This window comes from Duganella paludis (genome assembly GCF_054461335.1).
The window spans coordinates 12,874-33,235 of record NZ_CM136922.1 but is presented as its reverse complement, the minus strand read 5'-3'; the positions used below and the strand labels follow the sequence as shown (position 1 = coordinate 33,235).

Here is a 20,362-nt window from a genome sequence, read left to right as displayed (position 1 = left end):
TTAAGTCTCCTTAGTTGCCGAAACAGCGTTCTTGCAGCGCTTGCGCAATCCTGCGCGAGACCTCACCGCGATAGGCGCCCGATGACAGATGGATGTGGATCATATGGGGTTCGCAAGAGCGGCCGTCGGTCACAACGCCGTTTAACTCGGGTGAATACGCGGCGCTGCGAGGATCAATAAAATGGGTCTGGTTGGTTTCCATAACCTCGCCGTTTTCCTGGTGGCGGACATCGAGCAGGCACATTTGTTGTGGACGTTGTCGCGCCAGCCTGCGGTAGCCGTCGATGACTTTTTTATGCGCCGCAATCGCTTCGTCCCACCAGTGCGTCGCCAGCACATTGATCCACGGGACTTGCGTCCAGTCGCCGTTGAGGAATTGCGATCGAAGGTCGGCCAGGTCTGTGCCCAGCCGGTCGACCATCGTGTTAAAACTGGCGCCATGGTGGTCGGCATACGGATCGCCCGCGTGGGCGTCGGATTCGCCCTGGACCCAGACGAAGCCGAGCAGCTTATTGGCCGGGTTTGACGCCAGCGCATGGCGCAAACGATCACGCAAGTCGCGGTACAACGGTGACGCGGCGCCATGCGTGCCCATCCACGCCATCGCTCCCTGCGTGTTGCTGTCGTCCAGGCCGGGATAATTGCACACGCAACGCCCGACGCTGGCGCCCGGTTGCGCTTGCGGCGTACATTCTTCCTCCTGCATGTAGCTGCCGGGATCGCCGAAGTCCATGCCGGCGCCGCCATGCGCTTCCGGCAGCAGTAGAATGCCTGCATCGTCGGGCAACAAGGGCAGCAGACGACGGGCAACGAAAATGCCAGGGCCTACCGTGCCCGAACGGCGCGGGTCGGTATTGCCGCTCAAATTACAGAACCGCATGTCCTTGACATCATCGAGCGCATGACTGGCATCGATGATCTTGTTCCAACGGTCTTCGTACACGCCGTCGGGGCGCACGCCGCGGTAACGGCCCAGCTGCTTGATGCGCGGTGAGCTCTGTAAATCGTCCAGTTCCGGCATGGCTTCGCCGAAACCCTGCGCATTGGACTGGCCGGCAATCACCAGCACGTACCACTGCCTGACTTGCTGATCTGGATGCATGCTATTTTTTCCGGTGATGTGTTATCGAGCGCGATCACGCCGCTCAAGCCGGCATCGCCGCCTCGGCGCGCGGCGCTCAGTAGCGGCGCGGCGCGCAACGGCAAGCCCTTCAATGCGGCGCGGATGCGATCCAGCATGCCTTCGGCCAGACCGACGCTACCGCCGATCACGACTTCTTGCAGGTCGACGATCATGTGGAAACCCCCAATCGCTTCCGCCACGGCTTGCGCGGCATGGGCGATGATGGTTTCGGCACGGTCGTCGTCGGCGGCGCGCGCAAACAGTTCCGCGCTGGTCATGGGCTGGCCGAAGATCGCCGTCGCCTGTCGCGCCAGCGACGTGCCCGAGGCAATCATTTCCAGGCAACCGAGGCGGCCGCAGCCGCAAGTGGTCGCGCCATCCAGCGCCGCCAGCCGTACGCCGGCGTGGCCGACGTGCGCGGCCAGGCCGTGCGGGCCGACCCGCAATCGATGATCGAGCACCAGTCCACCGCCGACGCCGGTCGAGAGCGTGATGAACAGCAGATTGGCTGGATGAGTGGGCTCGGTTTGACGGCTGAGGTATTCGCCCCAGGCGGCGGCTTGGCCATCGTTGATCAAGGTGACCGGGCAGGCGTAGCGCGCCTGCAGCAGATCGGCCAGCGCAAAGCCATCCCAGAATTTGATGATGTCGAGATTGACCGAGTGCACGCGGCCGCCGTCGATATAGCCGGTGGTACAGACGCTGACGCGCGCCGGCGCCGGCCAGCCTGCGGTCAGCGCGTCGAGGAGCAGCCCGAAGCCGTCTTCATCGCAGGCCATCGGGTGCTGGCGGCGTTCGACGATGACGCCGTTTTCCACGCGCGCGGAGGCGACCTTGGTGCCGCCGATATCAAGGGCGAGCAGCATCTCAGTCTTTCTTCCGTGCCTGGTTCATCGCGGTGATGAACCATTCGGTGATGTGCTCGATGCGCGTGATCGCCGAGCCGACCGTCACACAATGCGCGCCGGCGCTCAGCGCAGCGGCGGCCTCGGCGGCGGTGCGGATGCGGCCTTCGGCCACCACCAGCGCGCCGGCGGCGCTCAGTTGCTTAACTAATTCGAGATTCGGACGGTCGTCCGGCACGCCGGCGGTCTCCTCGGTGTAGCCGGACAAGGTGGAACCGATCAGATCGCAACCGAGCGCCTGGCAGGCCAGGCCGTCTTCGAGGGTCGAGCAATCGGCCATCGCCAGACGGCCGGCGGCACGGGTCGCGGCCAGCAATTCGGCCACCGTCACCGGACGCCGGCGATCGGTGCCGTCGAAGGCGATCACGGCGGCGCCGGCGGCGATCAGCGCTTGCACGTCGTGCAAATACGGCGTGATGCGCACCGGGCTGTCCTCCAGATCGCGTTTGACGATGCCGATCACCGGCACGTTCTTGACGGCGGCAGTCACCGCACGGACATTGGCCGCGCCTTCGATGCGCAAGCCGCCGGCGCCGGCGGCGACCGCCGCGCCGGCCATGGCAACGATGATGTCTTGCCGATCCATGGGGCTGCCAGGCACGGGTTGGCAGGAAACGATCAGGGCGTTTTTCAGTTGGGAGAGATTCATGGGCACTCGGTAGGTTGAATAAGTAGACACGTCACGCCATGCTGCGCCGACAGCACGTTCAGTTCAGGCACAGTTTGCTTGCAGCGTTCCACGGCTTGAGGACAGCGGGTGTGAAACACACAACCGCTGGGCGGATTCAGCGGACTGGGGATGTCACCTGCCAGCGTCTCTTTTTCCGGCATGCCGAGCTCAGGATCGGCGATAGGCGAACTCTTCCACAAGGCGCGGGTGTACGGATGCAGGCCGCCGTGGGCGATCGCGGCGCGCGGCGCGTATTCCATCAGGCGGCCCAGATACAGGACCAGCACGCGGTCGCACATCGCCTGCACCATAGGCAGGTCGTGCGAGATGAAAATGATCGACAGCTGGAATTCCTTTTGCAGATCGAGCAGCAAGTTAATGATCTGCGCCTTGACCGAGGCGTCGAGCGCGGCCACGGCTTCGTCGGCGATCAGCACTTTCGGCTTCAACGCCAGCGCGCGCGCGATCACCACACGCTGCTTCTGGCCGCCCGACAATTCGTGGGGATAGCGCTGCAATACCGTGGCTGGCAAGCCGACCACGCCGAGCAGGCGGGCGATTTCCGTAGCGCGCTCAAGCCGGCTGCCACGGTTGTGCAGGACGAAGGGTTCCAGCAAGCTCTGTTCGATCGTCAAGCGCGGATTCAGGCTGGCGTTCGGATCCTGGAACACCATTTGCACATCGGCGCGCAAGGCTTTTTGCGCCGCGCCCCGGTACGAGTTGATCGGCTTGCCTTCATACAGGATTTCACCCGAGGTCGGTTGCAGCAAGCGCATCGCGAGCTTGGCCAGCGTCGATTTGCCGCTGCCGGATTCGCCGACGATGCCCAGCACTTCGCCGCGCAACAGGTCGAACGACACGTCCTGCACGGCGCGTAAAGGCTGCGCCTTGCCGAACATGCTGGTCCTGGTCTGGAACGTGATGCCGATCCTGGAAAAACTTAAAATCGCGTCACCGGTCTTGCCGGCAACGGAGGTATTTTCTGTCGTGGTATGCATATCGCTCTCGCTATTAACCGCTTATGAACCGGCGAAATGGCAACGTACCCGTTGCTCATCCGCGTGCGCGACCAGGCCCGGCCTCTCGGCGCGGCACAGGTCGGTGGCCTGAGCGCAGCGATTGACGAAGCGGCAGCCGATATGTTCGCCATAGATGGTTTCAACCTGACCCGGTATCCCGACCAGGCGTCCGCTATGCCCCGGTCGCGGTACCGACGCCAGCAGGCCCCGGGTGTAGGGATGGAGCGGATTCCTGAACAGGGTCTTGGTGTCGGCGGTTTCCACCAACTGGCCGCCGTACATGACGGCGACGCGGTCGGCGATCTGCGCGACCACGCCCATGTCGTGCGTGATGAACACCATGCCCATGCCGACTTCGCGTTGCAGCTTGCGCATCAAGCGCAGGATCTGCGCCTGGATGGTGACGTCGAGCGCCGTGGTCGGCTCGTCGGCGATCAGCACTTGCGGCGCGCAGGACAGCGCGATCGCGATCATGACGCGCTGGCGCATGCCGCCCGACATTTGATGCGGATGCTGCCTGGCGCGGATTTCCGGCGCCGAGATGCCCACCAGCTTGAGCAGCTCCAGCGCGCGCGCCTGCGCTGCGGCCGCTGTGCAGATGCCGTGCGCGATGAGGCCTTCCGCAATCTGGTCGCCGACGCGTTGCAAGGGATTGAGCGACGTCATCGGTTCCTGGAAGATCATGCCGAGCTGGTTGCCGCGCACGCTTTCCATTTCCTTCTCGGTCAGCGACAGCAGATTCAGGCGTTTGCCGTCGCGCGCCGTCAACCAGACCTCGCCCTGGATGCTGGCCTGGGGGGACAGCAGACGCATGAGAGAAAATGAGGTAACCGATTTGCCGCACCCCGACTCGCCGACGATGGCCAGCGTTTCGCCGGCCTTCAGCGAAAAACTGAGGTCGTTCACCGCCTTGACGGTGCCGCCCGGGGTCGGGAACGATGTCGTGAGGCCTTGGACATCGAGAATCACTTCGGAACTTCTCATTGCGATTACCTCTTTTCTGGGCAGCGAAATTACAGCAGGCCGCTGCTGATCAGGATTTGCTTGACCTTGGCCACGGCGGCATCGGGCAAGACGCGGTTCGGACGGCTCATGTGGCGGTTTTCGATCAGGCCCATCAGGTGCATCGCGGTCTTGAAGCCACCGACGCCGGAGGCGTTCGGGCTGGTGTCCGGCACGCCCTGGAACACGATTTGGAACAATTGGATCAGGCGTTCCTGTTCCTTGCGGGCGGCGGCCCAGTCACCGGCCTGCGCGGCGTTGTACAGGCGAACGTAGCCTGCTGGATCGACGTTGCCCAGGCCAGGCACGTTGCCATGCGCGCCGCCCAGCAAAGCGTAATCGACCACGGTTTCCGAACCGCTCAGAATCGAGAAATCCGGCTCGGCGGCGAAATCCAGTCCCAGCATGCGCATGTTTTCGATATCGCCGCTGCTGTCTTTCACGGCGCAAATCAATTTGCGGTCGTACATCTCGCGTATGGTTTCGCGCGACAGTTTCAGGTTGGTGCAAACCGGAATGTCGTACGCCAGGATGGGCAGATCGACCGCATCCTTGATCATGCTGAAATGATCGATGGTTTCGTTCTGGCTGGAGCGGGTGTAAAACTGCGACGTGACGACCAGGCCGTCAACGCCGAGCGACTGCGCCTGGCGGGCGTTGTCGATCACGCGGTCGGTGGTGGGATCCATGGTGCCGCACACGGCGGGCACTTTGCCTGCGGCTTCGTCCAGCGCAATCCGGATGACTTCCGCGCGTTGGCTGGCGTTCAGGAACACGCATTCCGAAGTCGAGCCGAGCAGGAACAGGCCATGGACCCCGCCATCGACCAGGTGGCGCACGACTTTACGCAGGCTTTTTTCGTCGACCTGGAAGTCCTGGGTCAAAGGCGTGACGACCGGTGGCACGATGCCATGCAGTTTCAGAGTGGACATGCTGATTATTCCTTAAGTGTTTTGGGGTCAAAGGTACGGCGCAAACCGTCGCCGATAAAATTGGCTGAAAGCGCAGTCATGACAATGAAGACGCCGGAAGGGAGCCAGATCCACGGATATTGCTTGAGGACGGAAGCCTCACGCGCAATACTGATCAGGCTGCCCCAGCTGGCATCCGGCAACTGCACGCCCAGGCCGAGAAAACTCAGTCCCGCTTCGGCCATGATGGCCGAGACGAAACCAAGCGAAGAAAAAACTACAAGCACATCCATGGTGTTGGGCAGGCAGTGCTTGAACAGAATGTAGGCATGGCCTGCGCCCAGGGTTTTGGCGGCCGCCACGAATTCCATTTCACGCACGCTGAGTATCCGCGCCCTTACCAGGCGGCACACCAGGGGCCAGGATAGAAGGCCGATCACGATCACGGTCTTGCCGGTGCCGGAACCGATCACAGCGGCCAGCGTCATGAGCACGATGATCGGCGGGAAGGTCATCACCATGTCGACCAGGCGCATGATCAGGCTGTCGACCCAGCCGCCAAAATAGCCGGCCAGCGCGCCCAGCAGCGTACCGATCAGCACCGCCAGCATCACGCTGGCGACACCGACCAGCAAGGAGACGCGGCCGGCGGCGAAAGTACGCGCCAGCATGTCGCGCCCGATCTGGTCCGTGCCCAGCCAGTGCAGCGTCGAGGGCGGCAGCAGGGTCGAATCGAGGTCGATCGCATTCGCATCGAAATGAAATAGTTGGCGCGAAAAAATGCAGAGCAAGGTGATCAAGGAGAACACCACGAGGCCGAACATGCCCGCTTTGCTGGATCTGTATTTCTTCCACCGCGCTGCGCCGATACTGGAATGATTCATAACGATAGGTCCGTATGATGAGAGGCAAGTAAATTATTTCAGGGTGATGCGCGGATCGATCCACGAATAGAGGATGTCGGTCAGCATATTCACCAGCAGGATCGCAATCGCCATGAACAGGGCGATGCCCATGATCAGCGGATAATCGCGGCTCTCGATGCCGTCCAAAAACAGCATGCCCATGCCCGGCCAGGAAAACACCGTTTCGACAAACACCGCGCCGCCGATCAGGGCGCCGAAATTGGCGCCGATGACCGTCACGATAGGAATCAGCGCATTCGGGAAGGCGTGGCGCAAGGTGACCGCGCGCGCCGACAAACCTTTGGCCTTGGCGGTGCGCACGTAGTCCTGGGTCATCACCTCAAGCAAGCCGGCGCGGGTATAGCGCATCAGAATCGCGATGAACTGGACCGACAAGACCGACGCCGGCAAGGCCAGGTAATACAGGGTGTTGAGCAGGCCGCCTTGGCCGGGCTCGGAATAACCACCGGTTGGAAACCAGCCCAGCTTCAGGGAAAACACATACATGCCGAGGATGCCGAGCAGGAACGCCGGGGTGGAGATGGCCACATAGGCGACGATGGATAGGGCGTGATCGGTCGCGCTGTTGTAGCGGCGCGCGGCAAAAATGCCGAGCATGATGCCGAGCAGCGAACCGCCGCTCAGCCCGGCGAAGGCCAGCATCAAGGTCGGCGCCAGCCGGCTCGTGATTTCATCCAGCACCTTGGCGCCGTCCTTGTAGCGATAGCCGAGATCACCGCTGGCGACCTGTGCGATCCACCTGACAAAGCGCAGCGGCGCGGCCTGGTCCAGGCCGAGATCGTGACGCAGGACGGCTTTTTGCTCTGCCGTCAATGCGGTATTCGGCGGGACGAAGGCGTCGACCGGATCGCCGGGCGCCATATTGATCAACACAAAGATGGTCACCAAAATCGCCAGCAGAGTAGGGATGTTGATCACCAGACGGTTGAAGATATATTTCAGCATGTTCTGCCCCGTGTTCTCAAAACTTAGTTAAAAAAGCGGCGGGCCGCTTACTTGATCGACCAGCGTTCCGGGAAGTCCTGATAACGGCCACCGCCCGGCGCCGGTGTCCAGACAACGTTCTGAACATTTTTCGTAAAACCGCCGAAGCGCTTGCCTACCCACAAAGGAATCCACGGCAATTGGGCGTTGGTGACACGGCACATTTGCTGGTAGAGGAGGGCGCGCTGGCCAGCATCGGTTTCCCGCTGCCCGGCGTCGAACAATTGGTCCAGTTCAGGAATATTCACGCGCATGCGGTTCACGCCCTTGGGCGGCGCGTACGACGACTTCATCAAAGGAATCAGCGTGCCGGGGTCGGGACCATTGCCGCCGCCGGCGTAGACCATGCTGAATTTGTTGGCATCGACGATGGTGCCGAACGTGGTCCCATCGACGAAACGCGGAATGACGTTGATGCCCACTTGCGCCAGCATCGATTGCAAGACCGTCACCACGTCCTTGCTTGCCTGATCGTTGTAGTAGGTCAGCATTTCCAGCGGTTCGGATTGATTCCAGCCTGCCGCAGCCAGCAAGGCCTTGGCCTGGTTGACGTTGGTCGGGTACTGGTTGATATCGGCCGGAACATACTGCGGCAGCGTCAAGGCGCAATTGGCGACGCTGGCCGTGTTGCTGTAGATGCTCCTGATGATGGCATTGCGGTCGATGGCCAGCAGGATCGCCTGGCGCACACGGACATCCTTGAAACGCCGGTCGTTGTTGTTGAAGCCGATGTAGTTGAGCACATGCGAAGGGCCGGCAATCACGTCGACCGCCTTGGTGCTCTGGTTTTCCTTGACCTGGTCCAGCGTCATGGCGCTGTACTGGATTTCTCCGGCTTGCAAGGCGATGGTCGCCGCGCTGCCGTCCTTGAAGTAACGATTGACCAATTTCGCCAGGCGGGGTTTGCCGCGATAGAACTGCGGATAGGCCACCAGTTCGACGAATTGATCCGGCGTGTACCTGGCCCATTTGAACGGGCCAGTACCGACCGGCGACTTCCACCAGCTGGACGTGCGCAACTCCCTGGCTGGGATGTTGCCCAACAGGTGTTGCGGCACCATCATGATGTTGGTGAACGCGTCCGGTAGCGAAGCGTCCATTTGCACCAGTTCGAGGACCACGGTGTAAGCGTCCAATGCCTTGATCGCGCTCACATCGTTCAGGCGTGCCGAGAAGACGCTGGCCATCTCCGGATTTTTTACCAGTTCCAGCGTGAACTTGACGTCCGCTGCAGTAAAGGGTTTGCCGTCGTGCCATGTCACGTCTTGGCGCAACTTGATGATCAGGCTCTTGCCGTCCTTGGCATAGGTCCAGCTTTCGGCCAGGTCGCCGGAAATGTTCTGGAGACCGACATCGTACAAAGTCAGCGTGCTGAAATATTTGTTGTAGAAGCTGAAGCCGGCGGATGCGGTCAGTGGATTGAATTTTTGCGCATTGCCGCTGGCGCCGACATCGAAAGCGCCAGTAAATGTCTGCCCGGTGGCGGCAGCGCAGGCAGTCAGGCTCAGCAGCGCGGCCAAGGCGGTAGAAAAAATGATTTTGCCGGTTTCGTTCTTGATCATCTTCTGGTCTTCTTCTTTCAAATAAGCAGCGGTGCGACAAATTTTTAGGCAAAAGGGTCCCATCTGGCCGATGCACCAGCTTTTTTTCTACGCTTTGGGAGTTGAAGGCCTGCCTGAACCGCAGGCTATATCTGGATGGCGGCCTTCGGGTAACGCTTGGAGATGGATTCGAAATGCTTGGCGTGCGCCCACATCAAGCCGGCTTTATCTTTCTTCTCCAGCATCTCGACGATCGCCATATGGTCGCGGGCAGAGTTTTCCAACTGCCACTGATCGATTTCCGTTTCGCCCGAATTCTTGAGCAAGTTGTTAAAGATCCGCCAGAACAGATCAATCAGCGACAGCAAGAAATTGTTGTCCATGCAGCGATACATCTCGGCGTGGAAGGCGCGGTCTTCGTCGAAGAAGGTCTCATGGGCCAGCGCTTTGCTGAGCATGGTTTCCGCGAGCGAGCGCAGTTTTTCGATATTCTCGGTTTGAATATTTCTGACGACCGAGGGAATCGCTCCAAGTTCAAGGTAGGTGCGCACGTAGAGCAAATCCGTTACCTGGGCGTCGTCGGCGACCATCGAATAGGGCAGGTTTTCCAGGATGGCGTCGAAAGAAAACGCCTTGACGTAAATCCCTTCGCCGTGACGCGCCTCCAGGATGCCGAGCGATTCCAACGACTTGACGGCTTCGCGCAGCGACGGGCGGCTGATGCCAAGGTCTTCAGCCAGCATGCCTTCCGGCGGCAAGCCGTCTCCCGGCCTGAGGCCCTTGCGTTCGATGAATTGCTTGATCTCTGCTTGCGCCAAGCGATACGTCGGAATTTTTTTCGTCATGCGATGCTTTCTTTAATTCAGTTTGTTACCACTAATCGTTATTCCCGTGCTTTCCGTGTAGGAAAGCAGCCAAGTCTCAAGGCAGGGCTGTCCATTTTGCGTATCGCCCCCCACCAGCAACAGACCCTGCTCAACTTCAAAAGCCAGTCCGGTCGCACGGCCCTGCGGCAAGCGGCCGGCCAACTCCCAGGTGTCGTTTTTCAACAGGTAGATCTCGTCGCGCCAGAGTTTGTTCAAGCCCTGGTGCGCATACTTTGTCCCCGACGCATAGTTGCGACGCGCGCCCATGAAATTGGTGCCACCGGCAAGGATCTTGACCATACCGCATTTTCCGGAAAAAGCCACGGCAATCCCTTCTTGCGACTGATCCGGCGCCGGCAAATCTTGTTCCGGCCGCCAAAACAATGCGCCGTGCCGGATCGACACCTGCCGCACGCTGGCCGTGCGCAGACCGGGTTTGATCTCGCCGTTCGCCAGCAGGACTTCCTGGCCATCAACGATGAGGGCGCTGCCGCAGTGGGGCGCATGCGGCACCGGGCCGAGATCGTGCCAGTTGTGGTCGTTCGTATTGAATTCCCAGGCATGGTCATTCCAGGCAAAATCCTCCACCCGGCGATCCATGAAGGCGTGCAAAATCGCCGGTTGCCGCGCCGGGTCCGCCGCCTCGTATTCCTCGAAAAACCGATCGAATTGCGGCTTGTTGTAGCCGCCGAAGAGATAGATGGAAGAACCGATCGCCGCAGCGGACGCCCCCAGCAGGCCAACCGGCAAACGGGCTGGCAATTCGGTCCAGCTATCGGCCTGCGTATCGTAGCAGGCAATGCTGTCGAATTGATGCAGGCTCTGCGCTGGCGTCGAACGGCCACAGCCGCCGAATACATAGATCTTGCCGTTGGCTGCGGCTGCGACGGCGCCGTTGCGCGCGGCAAACGGAAACGCTGCGCGCGGCTGCCAGGTTTTGCAGGCCGCCGTGGTGTCGAGCGCAAACCAGGCCTGGCCTGCCGATCCCAGGCCGGCAAACAGCGTCGCGCCGACGCGCACGCCCACCGCTTCCTTCAGGGCCAGCGGGAAGTCTGGCCAGGCAAATGCAAGCGCCTGACTGCTTTCCTTGACTGATGTGCGATGCAATGTATTCACTGGCAATCCCGAAGAAGGTCGTAGTTTGTCACACTGATAAGAGTAGAGCGTATCACGCAAGATGTCAGATGTCAAACAACTGACTGGTGAAATGCTTAATGTTTTATAAGGTTTTGGTTACTTTGGATAAGTGCCTCGGCGCATCCGCATTCAGCCCCCGCGCTGCCGACAGTTTGGCCGCCATCACGTAGAAGCTTTGTATCGCCAGCAGCGGATCCAGCGCTTCGTCGTCGGCGGTGCTGATCGTCAAATCGCGCGATGCAACGTCGTTTGGCGCGGCCAGCAAGACCTTGGCGCCACGGCCGCGCATTTCCTCGGCGAGCGCCAATACGCCGGCCTGTTCTGGGCCGCGCGGGGCGAATACCAGCAGGGGGTAGCCATCGTCGATCAAGGCCATCGGACCATGCTTGATTTCGGCGCTGGAGAAGGCTTCCGCCTGGATCGCGCAGGTTTCCTTGAATTTCAGGGCCGCTTCCAGGGCCACCGCCATGCCGAGGCCGCGTCCAACCACCATGATGCGTTCTGCGGTTTTCAAGACATCGATTGCCGCTTGCCAGTCGTGCTGGGTGGCTTCCCTGAGTTTTCCCGGCAGGGTCTGCAGAGCGGCTTGTAGCCTTGCGTCCTTACCCCAGTACGCCACCAGGCTGGCGATCGCGGAGAGCGACACAATGTAGCTCTTGGTGGCGGCGACACTTTTTTCGACGCCTGCACACAACGGCAACGCCCATTCGCAGGCAGTCGCCAGCGCTGAGTCGGCTTTGTTGACCAGGGCCACGGTGTGCATGCCGGCAGCACGCAGGGTGGTCATGGTGTCGATCAGGTCGGGGCTCGCGCCGGACTGAGAGAGCGCGAGCGCTACCTGGCCTTGCACAGCGAGCGGTGCGCGATGCACAGTGACCAGCGACATCGGCAACGACACCACGGGCACGCCCAGTCTTTGCATCGCCAGATAGGCGAAATAGTTGGCGGCGTGATCCGAACTGCCACGCGCCACCGTGAGCACCAGAGCTGGCGCGATGTCGGCCAATACCAAGCCGAGTTCGGCCAGGCCGGCGCCGGCTTCCCGTTCCTGATCGGCGACCGCTTGCGCTGCGTGCAGCGCTTCTTCAAGCATTAAGGACAATTTGTTCTCCTTCTACATAGACATTCAACAGCTTCAGTGCGCTGTCCAGCTCGATAATGTCGGCCCAGGCGCCAGGCGCCAGGCGGCCGCGCTCGGACAGGCCGAGATAATCGGCGGGGAACAGGGAGAGCCGATTCGATGCGTCGTCCAACGACAAGCCGATGGACACCAGATTGCGCAAGGCCTGGTCCATGGTCAGGCAAGAGCCGGCCAGCGTGCCATCGGCCAGGCGCACGCCGCCCATGCACTTGGTCACGGTATGCGAACCCAGGCTGTAATCGCCATCGGGCATGCCGGAAGCCGAGGTCGAATCGGTCACACAAAACAGGCGCGGGATGGCGCGCAAGGCGGTGCGGATCGCGCCCGGATGAACGTGCAACAAGTCGGGGATCAGCTCGGCATACTCGGCGTGCGCGAGCGCCGCGCCGACCATGCCGGGCTCGCGATGGTGCAGGGCGGTCATCGCATTGAATAAATGGGTGAATCCGGCGGCGCCGTGCTCCAGTGCCGCCACGCCATCTTCATAGGTGCCGAGGGTGTGGCCCAATTGCATGCGCACACCGCGCCGGCTCAGTTCCCGGATGATGTCGAGATGGCCAGCAACTTCGGGCGCGATGGTGACCAGGCGGATGGGCGCCAGTTCGCCGAGGCGATCGATTTCACCCAAGGTTGCGGCCACTGAAAAATTCGGTTGCGCGCCCAGCTTGCCCGGATTGAGATACGGCCCTTCCAGATGCACGCCGAGAATGCGCGCTTCACCGGCGGAGCGCAGCCGGCAAGTGCGGCCTATGCCTTCCATGACTTGATCGATCTCCGACATCGGCGCAGTCATCGTGGTGGCAAGCAGGGAAGTCGTGCCGTGGCGGGCATGGATTTTTGCCATCAGGTTGGCGGCATTGCCTCCTTCCATCACGTCAACGCCGCCGCCGCCGTGCACATGCAGATCGACAAAGCCGGGCAATAAGGTGCGGGATTTTTCTTCGGCGCTCAGGTCTGATACGGATTGGATCGCTGCGATGCGGCCGTCGGCAGTCAAGCTGATCTTTCCCTCTATCCAGCCATCGCTGGTGAGGATGCGGCCTTTGAGTTGATGCGTCATGAATAACCTTTTTGCTGAGTTCTAGTACGCTGGCCCGATCAACGAACGATGTCGACGCTCTTGCCATTCCACTTCATCAAAAACACTTCCTTGCTGCCGGCGCCGCCTTGCAATTCGCCGCCGACCACCAGCACACCGTCGTCCAGTTGGACCGATGACCCGTAGCCCATAGCTGCCGGCAATTGGCCGACCACGCGCCAGGCACCCCGGATTTCGGCGTAGATATCGGCACGCCAGGTTTTGCTCAAACCCTTGTGCGCAAATAATTGGCCAGCGTTGAACTGTTTCCACGCGCCGGGGAAGTTGGCGCCGCCGGCAGCCAGCAGGACGCCGTTGCTGTAACCGGCATAGGCGCCGGCGATACCTTCCTGCGCGGCGTCATTAGGGGCGGGCGGCATCGGCAATGGTTGGTCCCAGCTCAGCTTTTCGCCGCTGACCGTCACGCGCTTCGCATGTGGCGAGCGCAGGCCGGGCTTGATTTCCCCGCCGATCAGCGTCACTTTGTTGCCATTCACAGCGATGGCGCTGCCGACGGTCGCCCGGCTTGGATCGATGCCCAGATTGCGCCATCGATTGCTGGCCGGGTTGTAGCTCAGCACCTGCGCGGTGAACAGATAGTCTTCCGGGCGCTGGTTGAAATAGCGGGCGTCTACCTCGTCTCGCATGGCCGGCTTGGCGTCGAAGTAGTCGGCGAAGTAGCCGTCGAAGATCGCCTTGTTGGCGCCGCCGAAGAACAGGACGTTTTCGCGGTCCAACGTGGTCGCCCCGGCAGCCAGACCGCCCATGGGCGAGCGTGTCGCGACCTGGTTCCAGGTATTGGCGACGGTATCGTATTTCCAGACCGTGTCGAAAACGATGAGCTTGCTGTCGTCCGGATGTGCTTTGCCTTGACCGTTGAACACATAAACATCGGCGCCGATCGCAACCGCATTGGCGTTGTCACGTGGCTGGCCGGGGAAGGGCGCCAAGGCCGCCCATTGCGCAGCGGGTTGCGACATGTCGAGCCCGTACCAGGCCTTGCCGGCGGTGCCGAGACCCGCATACACCGTATTGCCCACCTTGGCCGCCGCCGTCATTTTGACGGCGACCGGAAATTCCGGGAAGCGTGCACCCGCCACGGCCGATGTTGCGGCAATCAGGCAGGCGATGACGACGGACCTTACAACGATTTTTTTCATGGGATTACAAGTTTTCATATCTAAACTATACATCGCTCACCGCTATGATATCTGACATCTGAGTTGTTGTGTAAATTTAAGTTGAAACCATCGAAAAGCGTCTAAATCTTGCGCTGCAGAGGGAGAAAGGGCGTATTTTGCCCTTCAAATGTCTATTTTTGACAACAGTACTTGGAAGATTTGAATTGCATAATTGCATATGTGAGTGGATTAACTTAGGATTGCGCAGTCAGATATCTGACATCAAACATAGGGAGAGGTGATGAAATTTTCTAGTCTCAAAAGATCCAAGGCATTCAAGGCTCACTCATACTGGTCGCATGCAGCCCTGATTGCGTGTCCAGCACTGCTGATGGTTGCACCAGCGACCAGTTACGCGCAAGGCGATCAAGATCTCAAAGTTTCGAATGAGAAAGATCAAGAAGCGAAAGTCCAGGTCGTCACGGTCACCGGTTCCAACATCCGGCAAGCACAGAATTCTATTTCGTCGTCTCCCATCACCGAGGTTGGTGAAAGTCTGATCAAGGGTACGGCATCGATCTCCATCGCCGATACCTTGAACGGCATCCCTTCGCTCACGTCCGGTCTTTCCGCTTCGTCCAACAATTCCTCGATCGGCGGAGACGCCGCCAATGTGGGCGTGGCCACCACCGCGCTGCGCAATCTGGGTTCGGCACGCACGCTGGTGCTCGTCAACGGCCGCCGTTACGTTTCGGGCGTTTCCGCCAACACCGGATATGGCGTCGACCTCAACAGCATTCCTACTTCACTAATTAAACGTGTCGATGTGCTGACCGGCGGACAATCGGCAATTTACGGCTCGGATGCGATTGCCGGTGTGGTCAACATCATCACCAAGAAAAACTTCAGCGGCCTGGAATTGAACGCCTTTGGCGCCGGCGCCGAAGCGGGCGGGGCGGGCAGGAAGAATTTCGATCTGACCTACGGGCAGAACTTCGAATCGGGCAATGCCTGGATTTCCGCAGGCCAGTCCAGGCAGGAAGCGTTGCGCTCGACGGCCAGGGCTTTTTCAACCTATGAACAAGCCTATATCGATGCCAATAATGATGGCATTCGCGAAGCGATCGCCCGGCGGAATGGGCCTGCACACGTGCCCGGCGCAGCGCTGTTCGCTCCCAATGGCTTGGCGATCTTCGGCAACGGCTCCCCATTCAACACCAGCCAGCCCTTGCTGGACGCGCAATCCAACCCGCAGGGGACGGCCGATTGGGATAACCAGAACAGCCGCCGCTTTCTCGTGGCGCCGTACGAGCGCAGCTATATCGCGTCCGGCCTGAACTTCGACTTGAGCCCGACATCCCGCGCCGACATCGAACTGAACTACACTGGCACGACGTCTTCCGTGGCGTTGGAGCCGGCGCCGGTGTCGGTCGTCAGCGATATCTTCCGTGTCCCCATGGGCGGCAAGACTGGCATCGATGTCGCCACCAGCCCGTACTTTGTCGGCAGCAGCGCCGGCCGGCAGCTGGTCAACGCCTTGGGCGCGAACACCTCGCTGGACCGGGTGCAGACCTTCAAACGACTCACCGAATTCGGCGACCGTACGGTGTCGAACAAGCGCGACACGTTCCGGGTCGCAGGCGGCCTGACCAATGATTTCAGCGAAACGCTGTCGCTCAAATCGAGTGCGGTGTATGGCGTGACGTTGGAAAAGCAGGCCAACAAAGGTGACTTCAGCATCCCCAATTTCCGCAACGCCATTACCCTGGCGCCGGATGGAAAAGGCGGCTATCAGTGCGCGGATGCCACGGCGCGCCTGGAAGGCTGTTTGCCGGTCAACCCCTTCGGCACGACCGACAGCCTGGCGGGCAATGCCGGCATTACCGGCTTCTCACCCAACGCGCTCAAGTATCTGATGATTCCGACGGGGCAGACCGGCGAAATCAAGCAAACCGTGCTGAACAGCGTTCTTTCCGGTTCGCTGCCATACGCGATTTCCGACCAACCACCGATCAGTTTCGCGGCCGGTGTTGAATACCGCAAGGAACAAGCCGAAGAGACGCCGGATGCTTATCGCCAGCTGGGCCTTTCCAGGGACCTCCAGGTGTCGGCCATCTCGGGCGAGTTCGATGTCAAGGAAGCCTTTGCCGAAGTTGAGCTGCCGGTTGCGCGTTGGCTGATTCTGGATCTGGCTGCCCGCGTGGGTTCCTATTCCACCATCGGCACGGCACCGACCTATCGGCTGGGCGTCAACGCGCCCGTGACGGACAACCTGCGCTTCCGCGGCAGCTGGTCGCGCTCGGTACGCGCGCCGAATATCAATGACCTGTATTCCAACGGCGCGACCAGCGTTGCCGGCACCAACACCGATGTGTGCAACGGCGTGACTGCCGCGACGCAGGGCAATGTCGCCCAGAACTGCCGTTCCATCCCTGCGGTTGCGCGCCGCATCGCCAGCAACGGTTCGTATACGCTGGTGTCGTCGGAAGCCAACAACACGCGCTTGTTGCAGGCGGGTTCACCGACGCTGAAGGAGGAGACTGCCAATTCATTGACGCTGGGTACGGTGTTCACACCGCTGCGCGGTCTGTCGCTGTCGGCCGACTACTTCGACATCTCCATCAAGGATGGCATCACCCGTGACACGGCGGATGTTTATGTGAAGCGTTGCTATAGTGTGGCACCTGGTTCCTTCGATCCTACCTGCGGTGGCAACCTGTCGCGCGACATCAACGATGGTCCGATCCTGAATCTGCGCTCGCCGCTGATCAACGCCGCCAGTATCAAAACGCGCGGCGTCGACCTGGAAGTTGACTATTCGCGGCCGAATTTCATCGTTGCCGCTTACGCCAACTACCTGGCTCGTTACGATGTCACGAACTCGAGCGGTGCTGTCGAGAAGTTTGTGGACCGTCCCCTGTTTCCGAAGTGGCGACTGTCGGTCAACGGGACCTACAACATCACGAAACAGTTCGACGTGTTCTCGCAAATTCGTTATCGCAGCGCGACAAAGGCGTTTCTGGAGTCGAACAACTTGTCGCAGGACTTGAACAAGCTCGATTCCGCTACCTATATCGACCTGCGGTTTAACTATCGCATCACGGATGCAGTGAACGCGTATGTTGGCATCAACAACCTGGCCGATGCTCAGCCGGACGTCAATCCGCGCGATCCTGCGACTGGCACCAATACCGAGCCGCGCGCATATGATGTGATCGGGCGACAGTACTTTGTCGGGGTGAGGGCGGTGTTCAAGTAAAGCGAGTTGTAGAAGGCCGTTGGTTTACAAGATCAACGGCCTTTTATTGCTCAGCCGGCCTGCCAGCCACCACCAAGCGCTTTGTAGAGCGACACCGTGGCCTGCAGGCGCTTGAGTTTCAGTATCCCCAGCTCGTTTTGCACGTCCGACAGGCTGCGCTGGGTATCGAGTACGGTCATCAAGTCTTCCGCCCCCGCCTTGTAGCGGATCTCCGACAAATTGAACGCCAGCCGCGACTGTTCCAGTTCCACCTCTTTCAAGCGGCGCTGCTCGTCGAGACTGTTGATCTGGCCCAGCACGGTGTCCACTTCCGCCAGGGCCGACAGGACGGTCGAGCGATAGGTCTGCACCAGCTCCTGTTTTTGTTCGATGGCCAGATCGCGCTCGGTCCGCAGGCGCCCGCCATCGAAAATTGGCGCCACCAGCGAGGCGCCGACATTGGCGAACACATTCTGGGCGTTGAGCAGCGACAGCAAGGCGCTGCTTTGTGTGCCCGCCGATCCTGTCAGGCGTATGCTGGGAAACAATGCCGCGCGCGCCACCTCGACGTTGGCGCTGGCGGCCGCCAGCACCGCTTCCGAGTGGCGAATATCGGGGCGCCGCGACAGCAGCTCGGACGGCATGCCTGCCGTCACTTCCGGCAAGCTGATGGTGCCGAGTCCGCTATCGCTGATCTTGAAGGTTTGCGGCGACCGGCCGAGCAGGATGGCTAGCGCGGATTGTGCCTCGCGCTCCTGCTGCTGCAAGGCAGGGATGGTGGCATGCTGGCTGGCGACGGCGGAACGCTGGCGCGCCAGATCGACCGACGTGGCGGCGCCGACGCTGCTCTGCGCCTCGACCAGCGACAGCACATGCTCGGCGGTTTTGGCGTTCTCGCGCGCCACGTCGAGACGGTCGTGCAGGGACAGCAGTTGCAGATACGTCGACACGATGCCGCTGGTGACGGTGAGGGCGACGGTTTGACGATCGTAGAAATTGGCCCTGAGCGATGCCTCGGCGGCGGCCACGCTGGCGGCGTTCTTGCCCCAGAAATCGAGTTCGTAAGACACCTGCAACTGGCCGCTCGTCGACACATTGGCGTTGCGATTGCCGCCGAGCGGCAGATCCCGGCTGGCGCCGGCGTAGGCATCGACGGAAGGCAGCAGCGTGACGCCGGCAATCCGCGCCTGCGCCGACGCCTGACGCATGCGCGACATCGCGGCGGCCAGTTCCAGGTTGCTGTCCTGCCCCTCGCGCACCAGTTGGTTCAGCTCGTCGCTGCCGAAGCGTTGCCACCAGTAGGTGTCCGGCCATTCCTGGCTGCCCGGCTTGCCCGCCTGCGACCAGCCGGCCGGTAATTCCACTGTCGGCAAAGCTTCCGCCACAGGCTTCGTGTGCGTGCATCCGGCGAGCACAACGCCGGCCAGGCACAGCGGTCCAACCAGTGTCCACCGGCAGCGTGCAGCGCGTTGCGTCATGGCGCCCCCACCGGAGCTACCGGCTTGGGCTGAGGCGCCAGCGCCGGCACTGGACCGGCCAGCACTTGCTCGCCCGCTTCCAGGCCGGACAGCACTTGTGCCTGCTGCACTGTGCGCAAGCCGATTTTCACTTTGCGCGCCACGATGCGCCGTTCGGCGTTCACCACATGGACCAGATACATCCCCGCCGCATCGCGCTTGCCCAGCAAGTTCGCCGGCAGCAGCAACGCATCCTTGGCCTGGGCGACGATGAACTGCACCTGGGTGGTCATGCCGCTCATGAGTTCCTGTTCCGGATTATCGACCTCGAACAGGACATTGTAAAAAGTCTGCTTGCCTTGCTCACCCGTGCCGTCGGCAGGGACGGGCAGCACCTGGCGCAGTTTGCCCGACCAGGTGCGGCCGGGGTAACCGGGCGTCTGGAAGTTGGCCGTCATGCCGCGCTTCAGGCGCGTGACATCGACTTCCGCCACGCGCGCCTGGACCGTCATGCGTGACAGGTCGGCAATGCGCATCAAGGGCAAGCCCGGCTGGCCGATGTTCACCGTTTGCCCGGCGCGCGCATTCACCGCCACCACGGTGCCCGATAGCGGCGCCAGAACCTGCTTGTGGCGGCTGTTGTCCTCATCGAGTTTCAGCGTCGCTTCCAGCTGTTGGATCTGCGCGTTGATGGAATCCACGCGGGCGCGGGCCGACGACAAATTCATGCGGCTCGACTCAACGCTTTCGTCGCGGGTGGCGTTTTGCGCCTTGAGCTGGGTCTGGCGCTTGAACTGTAGTTCGGCGAAGTCCGTCTGGGCTTGCTGGTCTGCCAGTTCGGCCCGCAGCCTTGACATTTGTGCACGATTGTTTTCCGCGCGCACCGCAGGCGTAATCTCTATCAGCAACTTGCCTTCCTGTACCGAATCGCCGATGGAAAACAGCACATCCTTTATCTGGCCGGCGACTTGGGCATTGACATCCGCAAACCGGTGGAACTGCAATTTTCCGGTGGCGTCGACCGTTTGCAGCAGGTCACCACGTTGCACCGTCACCGTGTCGAGCTCGACGGCGGCGGCCAATGGCGGCGCCACGGCGGAGTCCAGTGCTTGCGCGAAGGAGAAATCGGCATTCAACGCCAGCATGAGCGCTGCCACCGCCATGAAAGTAGGGCGGGGCGCGCGGTCTTTTTCGTCGTTCATCAGTTCCGCATCGTTAAAAACAGCGGTCATTTTAGCGCATT

General features: G+C 61.0%; 17 protein-coding genes. 1 reads left to right on the top strand and 16 read right to left on the bottom strand.

Annotation, left to right across the window (positions count from 1 at the left end):
- Nucleotides 1-10: 10 nt before the first annotated feature.
- The 14 genes from ACXZ1M_RS00110 to ACXZ1M_RS00045 form a co-directional block, all read right to left on the bottom strand.
- Entirely contained in the window at nt 11-1,102 is a 1,092-nt protein-coding gene (locus ACXZ1M_RS00110; RefSeq protein WP_459051222.1) for a sialate O-acetylesterase, read from the bottom strand.
- Nucleotides 1,060-1,989, bottom strand: coding sequence for an ROK family protein (locus tag ACXZ1M_RS00105; RefSeq protein ID WP_459051221.1), 930 nt, complete (start codon nt 1,987-1,989; stop codon nt 1,060-1,062). Before ACXZ1M_RS00105 ends, ACXZ1M_RS00110 begins: the two co-directional genes overlap by 43 nt.
- A gap of 1 nt (nt 1,990) precedes the next feature.
- Nucleotides 1,991-2,677 carry an N-acetylmannosamine-6-phosphate 2-epimerase gene (locus ACXZ1M_RS00100; protein WP_459051220.1) on the bottom strand — a complete coding sequence of 229 codons (687 nt, stop codon included), beginning with the start codon at nt 2,675-2,677 and terminating at the stop codon, nt 1,991-1,993.
- Nucleotides 2,674-3,696 (bottom strand): ABC transporter ATP-binding protein, encoded by a 1,023-nt coding sequence (locus ACXZ1M_RS00095; protein ID WP_459051219.1) that lies wholly within the window; start codon nt 3,694-3,696, stop codon nt 2,674-2,676. The genes ACXZ1M_RS00100 and ACXZ1M_RS00095 overlap by 4 nt, the downstream gene beginning before the upstream one ends.
- 21 nt (nt 3,697-3,717) lie before the next feature.
- On the bottom strand, nt 3,718-4,701 hold the full coding sequence (locus ACXZ1M_RS00090) for an ABC transporter ATP-binding protein (protein ID WP_459051218.1): 984 nt from the start codon (nt 4,699-4,701) through the stop codon (nt 3,718-3,720).
- A 29-nt stretch (nt 4,702-4,730) separates the two neighbouring features.
- A complete protein-coding gene (locus ACXZ1M_RS00085) occupies nt 4,731-5,651 on the bottom strand; it encodes a dihydrodipicolinate synthase family protein (protein WP_459051217.1) in 921 nt (306 codons plus the stop codon).
- 5 nt (nt 5,652-5,656) lie between these two features.
- Nucleotides 5,657-6,514, bottom strand: coding sequence for an ABC transporter permease (locus tag ACXZ1M_RS00080; RefSeq protein ID WP_459051216.1), 858 nt, complete (start codon nt 6,512-6,514; stop codon nt 5,657-5,659).
- Between the two features lie 33 nt (nt 6,515-6,547).
- Nucleotides 6,548-7,501, bottom strand: a complete 954-nt coding sequence (locus ACXZ1M_RS00075; RefSeq protein ID WP_459051215.1) for an ABC transporter permease — start codon at nt 7,499-7,501, stop codon at nt 6,548-6,550.
- Between the two features lie 47 nt (nt 7,502-7,548).
- Nucleotides 7,549-9,102 carry an ABC transporter substrate-binding protein gene (locus ACXZ1M_RS00070; protein WP_459051214.1) on the bottom strand — a complete coding sequence of 518 codons (1,554 nt, stop codon included), beginning with the start codon at nt 9,100-9,102 and terminating at the stop codon, nt 7,549-7,551.
- Between the two features lie 125 nt (nt 9,103-9,227).
- Complete coding sequence (locus ACXZ1M_RS00065; RefSeq protein WP_459051213.1) at nt 9,228-9,926, bottom strand: FadR/GntR family transcriptional regulator; 699 nt, start codon at nt 9,924-9,926, stop codon at nt 9,228-9,230.
- 12 nt (nt 9,927-9,938) lie between these two features.
- Nucleotides 9,939-11,063, bottom strand: a complete 1,125-nt coding sequence (locus ACXZ1M_RS00060; protein WP_459051212.1) for a YjhT family mutarotase — start codon at nt 11,061-11,063, stop codon at nt 9,939-9,941.
- A 103-nt stretch (nt 11,064-11,166) separates the two neighbouring features.
- Nucleotides 11,167-12,177, bottom strand: a complete 1,011-nt coding sequence (locus ACXZ1M_RS00055) for an SIS domain-containing protein (RefSeq protein ID WP_459051211.1) — start codon at nt 12,175-12,177, stop codon at nt 11,167-11,169.
- Complete coding sequence (nagA, locus tag ACXZ1M_RS00050; RefSeq protein WP_459051210.1) at nt 12,170-13,285, bottom strand: N-acetylglucosamine-6-phosphate deacetylase; 1,116 nt, start codon at nt 13,283-13,285, stop codon at nt 12,170-12,172. Before nagA ends, ACXZ1M_RS00055 begins: the two co-directional genes overlap by 8 nt.
- Before the next feature lie 38 nt (nt 13,286-13,323).
- A complete protein-coding gene (locus ACXZ1M_RS00045) occupies nt 13,324-14,463 on the bottom strand; it encodes an N-acetylneuraminate epimerase (RefSeq protein ID WP_459051209.1) in 1,140 nt (379 codons plus the stop codon).
- A 262-nt stretch (nt 14,464-14,725) separates the two neighbouring features.
- Between ACXZ1M_RS00045 and ACXZ1M_RS00040 the strand changes: the two genes are divergently transcribed.
- On the top strand, nt 14,726-17,683 hold the full coding sequence (locus tag ACXZ1M_RS00040; protein WP_459051208.1) for a TonB-dependent receptor domain-containing protein: 2,958 nt from the start codon (nt 14,726-14,728) through the stop codon (nt 17,681-17,683).
- 50 nt (nt 17,684-17,733) lie between these two features.
- On the opposite strand, the gene ACXZ1M_RS00035 is transcribed toward ACXZ1M_RS00040, so the two are convergent.
- Nucleotides 17,734-19,140 carry an efflux transporter outer membrane subunit gene (locus ACXZ1M_RS00035; RefSeq protein ID WP_459051207.1) on the bottom strand — a complete coding sequence of 469 codons (1,407 nt, stop codon included), beginning with the start codon at nt 19,138-19,140 and terminating at the stop codon, nt 17,734-17,736.
- Nucleotides 19,137-20,351 carry an efflux RND transporter periplasmic adaptor subunit gene (locus ACXZ1M_RS00030; RefSeq protein WP_459051206.1) on the bottom strand — a complete coding sequence of 405 codons (1,215 nt, stop codon included), beginning with the start codon at nt 20,349-20,351 and terminating at the stop codon, nt 19,137-19,139. Before ACXZ1M_RS00030 ends, ACXZ1M_RS00035 begins: the two co-directional genes overlap by 4 nt.
- Nucleotides 20,352-20,362: the final 11 nt, after the last annotated feature.

What these genes read in the sequence shown, in the direction of transcription:
- ACXZ1M_RS00030 (WP_459051206.1), bottom strand. Translation starts at nt 20,351, where the DNA reads ATGACCGCTGTTTTTAACGATGCGGAACTGATGAACGACGAAAAAGAC.
- ACXZ1M_RS00035 (WP_459051207.1), bottom strand. Translation starts at nt 19,140, where the DNA reads ATGACGCAACGCGCTGCACGCTGCCGGTGGACACTGGTTGGACCGCTG.
- ACXZ1M_RS00080 (WP_459051216.1), bottom strand. Translation starts at nt 6,514, where the DNA reads ATGAATCATTCCAGTATCGGCGCAGCGCGGTGGAAGAAATACAGATCC.
- ACXZ1M_RS00105 (WP_459051221.1), bottom strand. Translation starts at nt 1,989, where the DNA reads ATGCTGCTCGCCCTTGATATCGGCGGCACCAAGGTCGCCTCCGCGCGC.
- nagA (WP_459051210.1), bottom strand. Translation starts at nt 13,285, where the DNA reads ATGACGCATCAACTCAAAGGCCGCATCCTCACCAGCGATGGCTGGATA.
- ACXZ1M_RS00070 (WP_459051214.1), bottom strand. Translation starts at nt 9,102, where the DNA reads ATGATCAAGAACGAAACCGGCAAAATCATTTTTTCTACCGCCTTGGCC.
- ACXZ1M_RS00075 (WP_459051215.1), bottom strand. Translation starts at nt 7,501, where the DNA reads ATGCTGAAATATATCTTCAACCGTCTGGTGATCAACATCCCTACTCTG.
- ACXZ1M_RS00045 (WP_459051209.1), bottom strand. Translation starts at nt 14,463, where the DNA reads ATGAAAAAAATCGTTGTAAGGTCCGTCGTCATCGCCTGCCTGATTGCC.
- ACXZ1M_RS00065 (WP_459051213.1), bottom strand. Translation starts at nt 9,926, where the DNA reads ATGACGAAAAAAATTCCGACGTATCGCTTGGCGCAAGCAGAGATCAAG.
- ACXZ1M_RS00090 (WP_459051218.1), bottom strand. Translation starts at nt 4,701, where the DNA reads ATGAGAAGTTCCGAAGTGATTCTCGATGTCCAAGGCCTCACGACATCG.
- ACXZ1M_RS00085 (WP_459051217.1), bottom strand. Translation starts at nt 5,651, where the DNA reads ATGTCCACTCTGAAACTGCATGGCATCGTGCCACCGGTCGTCACGCCT.
- ACXZ1M_RS00055 (WP_459051211.1), bottom strand. Translation starts at nt 12,177, where the DNA reads ATGCTTGAAGAAGCGCTGCACGCAGCGCAAGCGGTCGCCGATCAGGAA.
- ACXZ1M_RS00110 (WP_459051222.1), bottom strand. Translation starts at nt 1,102, where the DNA reads ATGCATCCAGATCAGCAAGTCAGGCAGTGGTACGTGCTGGTGATTGCC.
- ACXZ1M_RS00100 (WP_459051220.1), bottom strand. Translation starts at nt 2,677, where the DNA reads ATGAATCTCTCCCAACTGAAAAACGCCCTGATCGTTTCCTGCCAACCC.
- ACXZ1M_RS00095 (WP_459051219.1), bottom strand. Translation starts at nt 3,696, where the DNA reads ATGCATACCACGACAGAAAATACCTCCGTTGCCGGCAAGACCGGTGAC.
- ACXZ1M_RS00040 (WP_459051208.1), top strand. Translation starts at nt 14,726, where the DNA reads ATGAAATTTTCTAGTCTCAAAAGATCCAAGGCATTCAAGGCTCACTCA.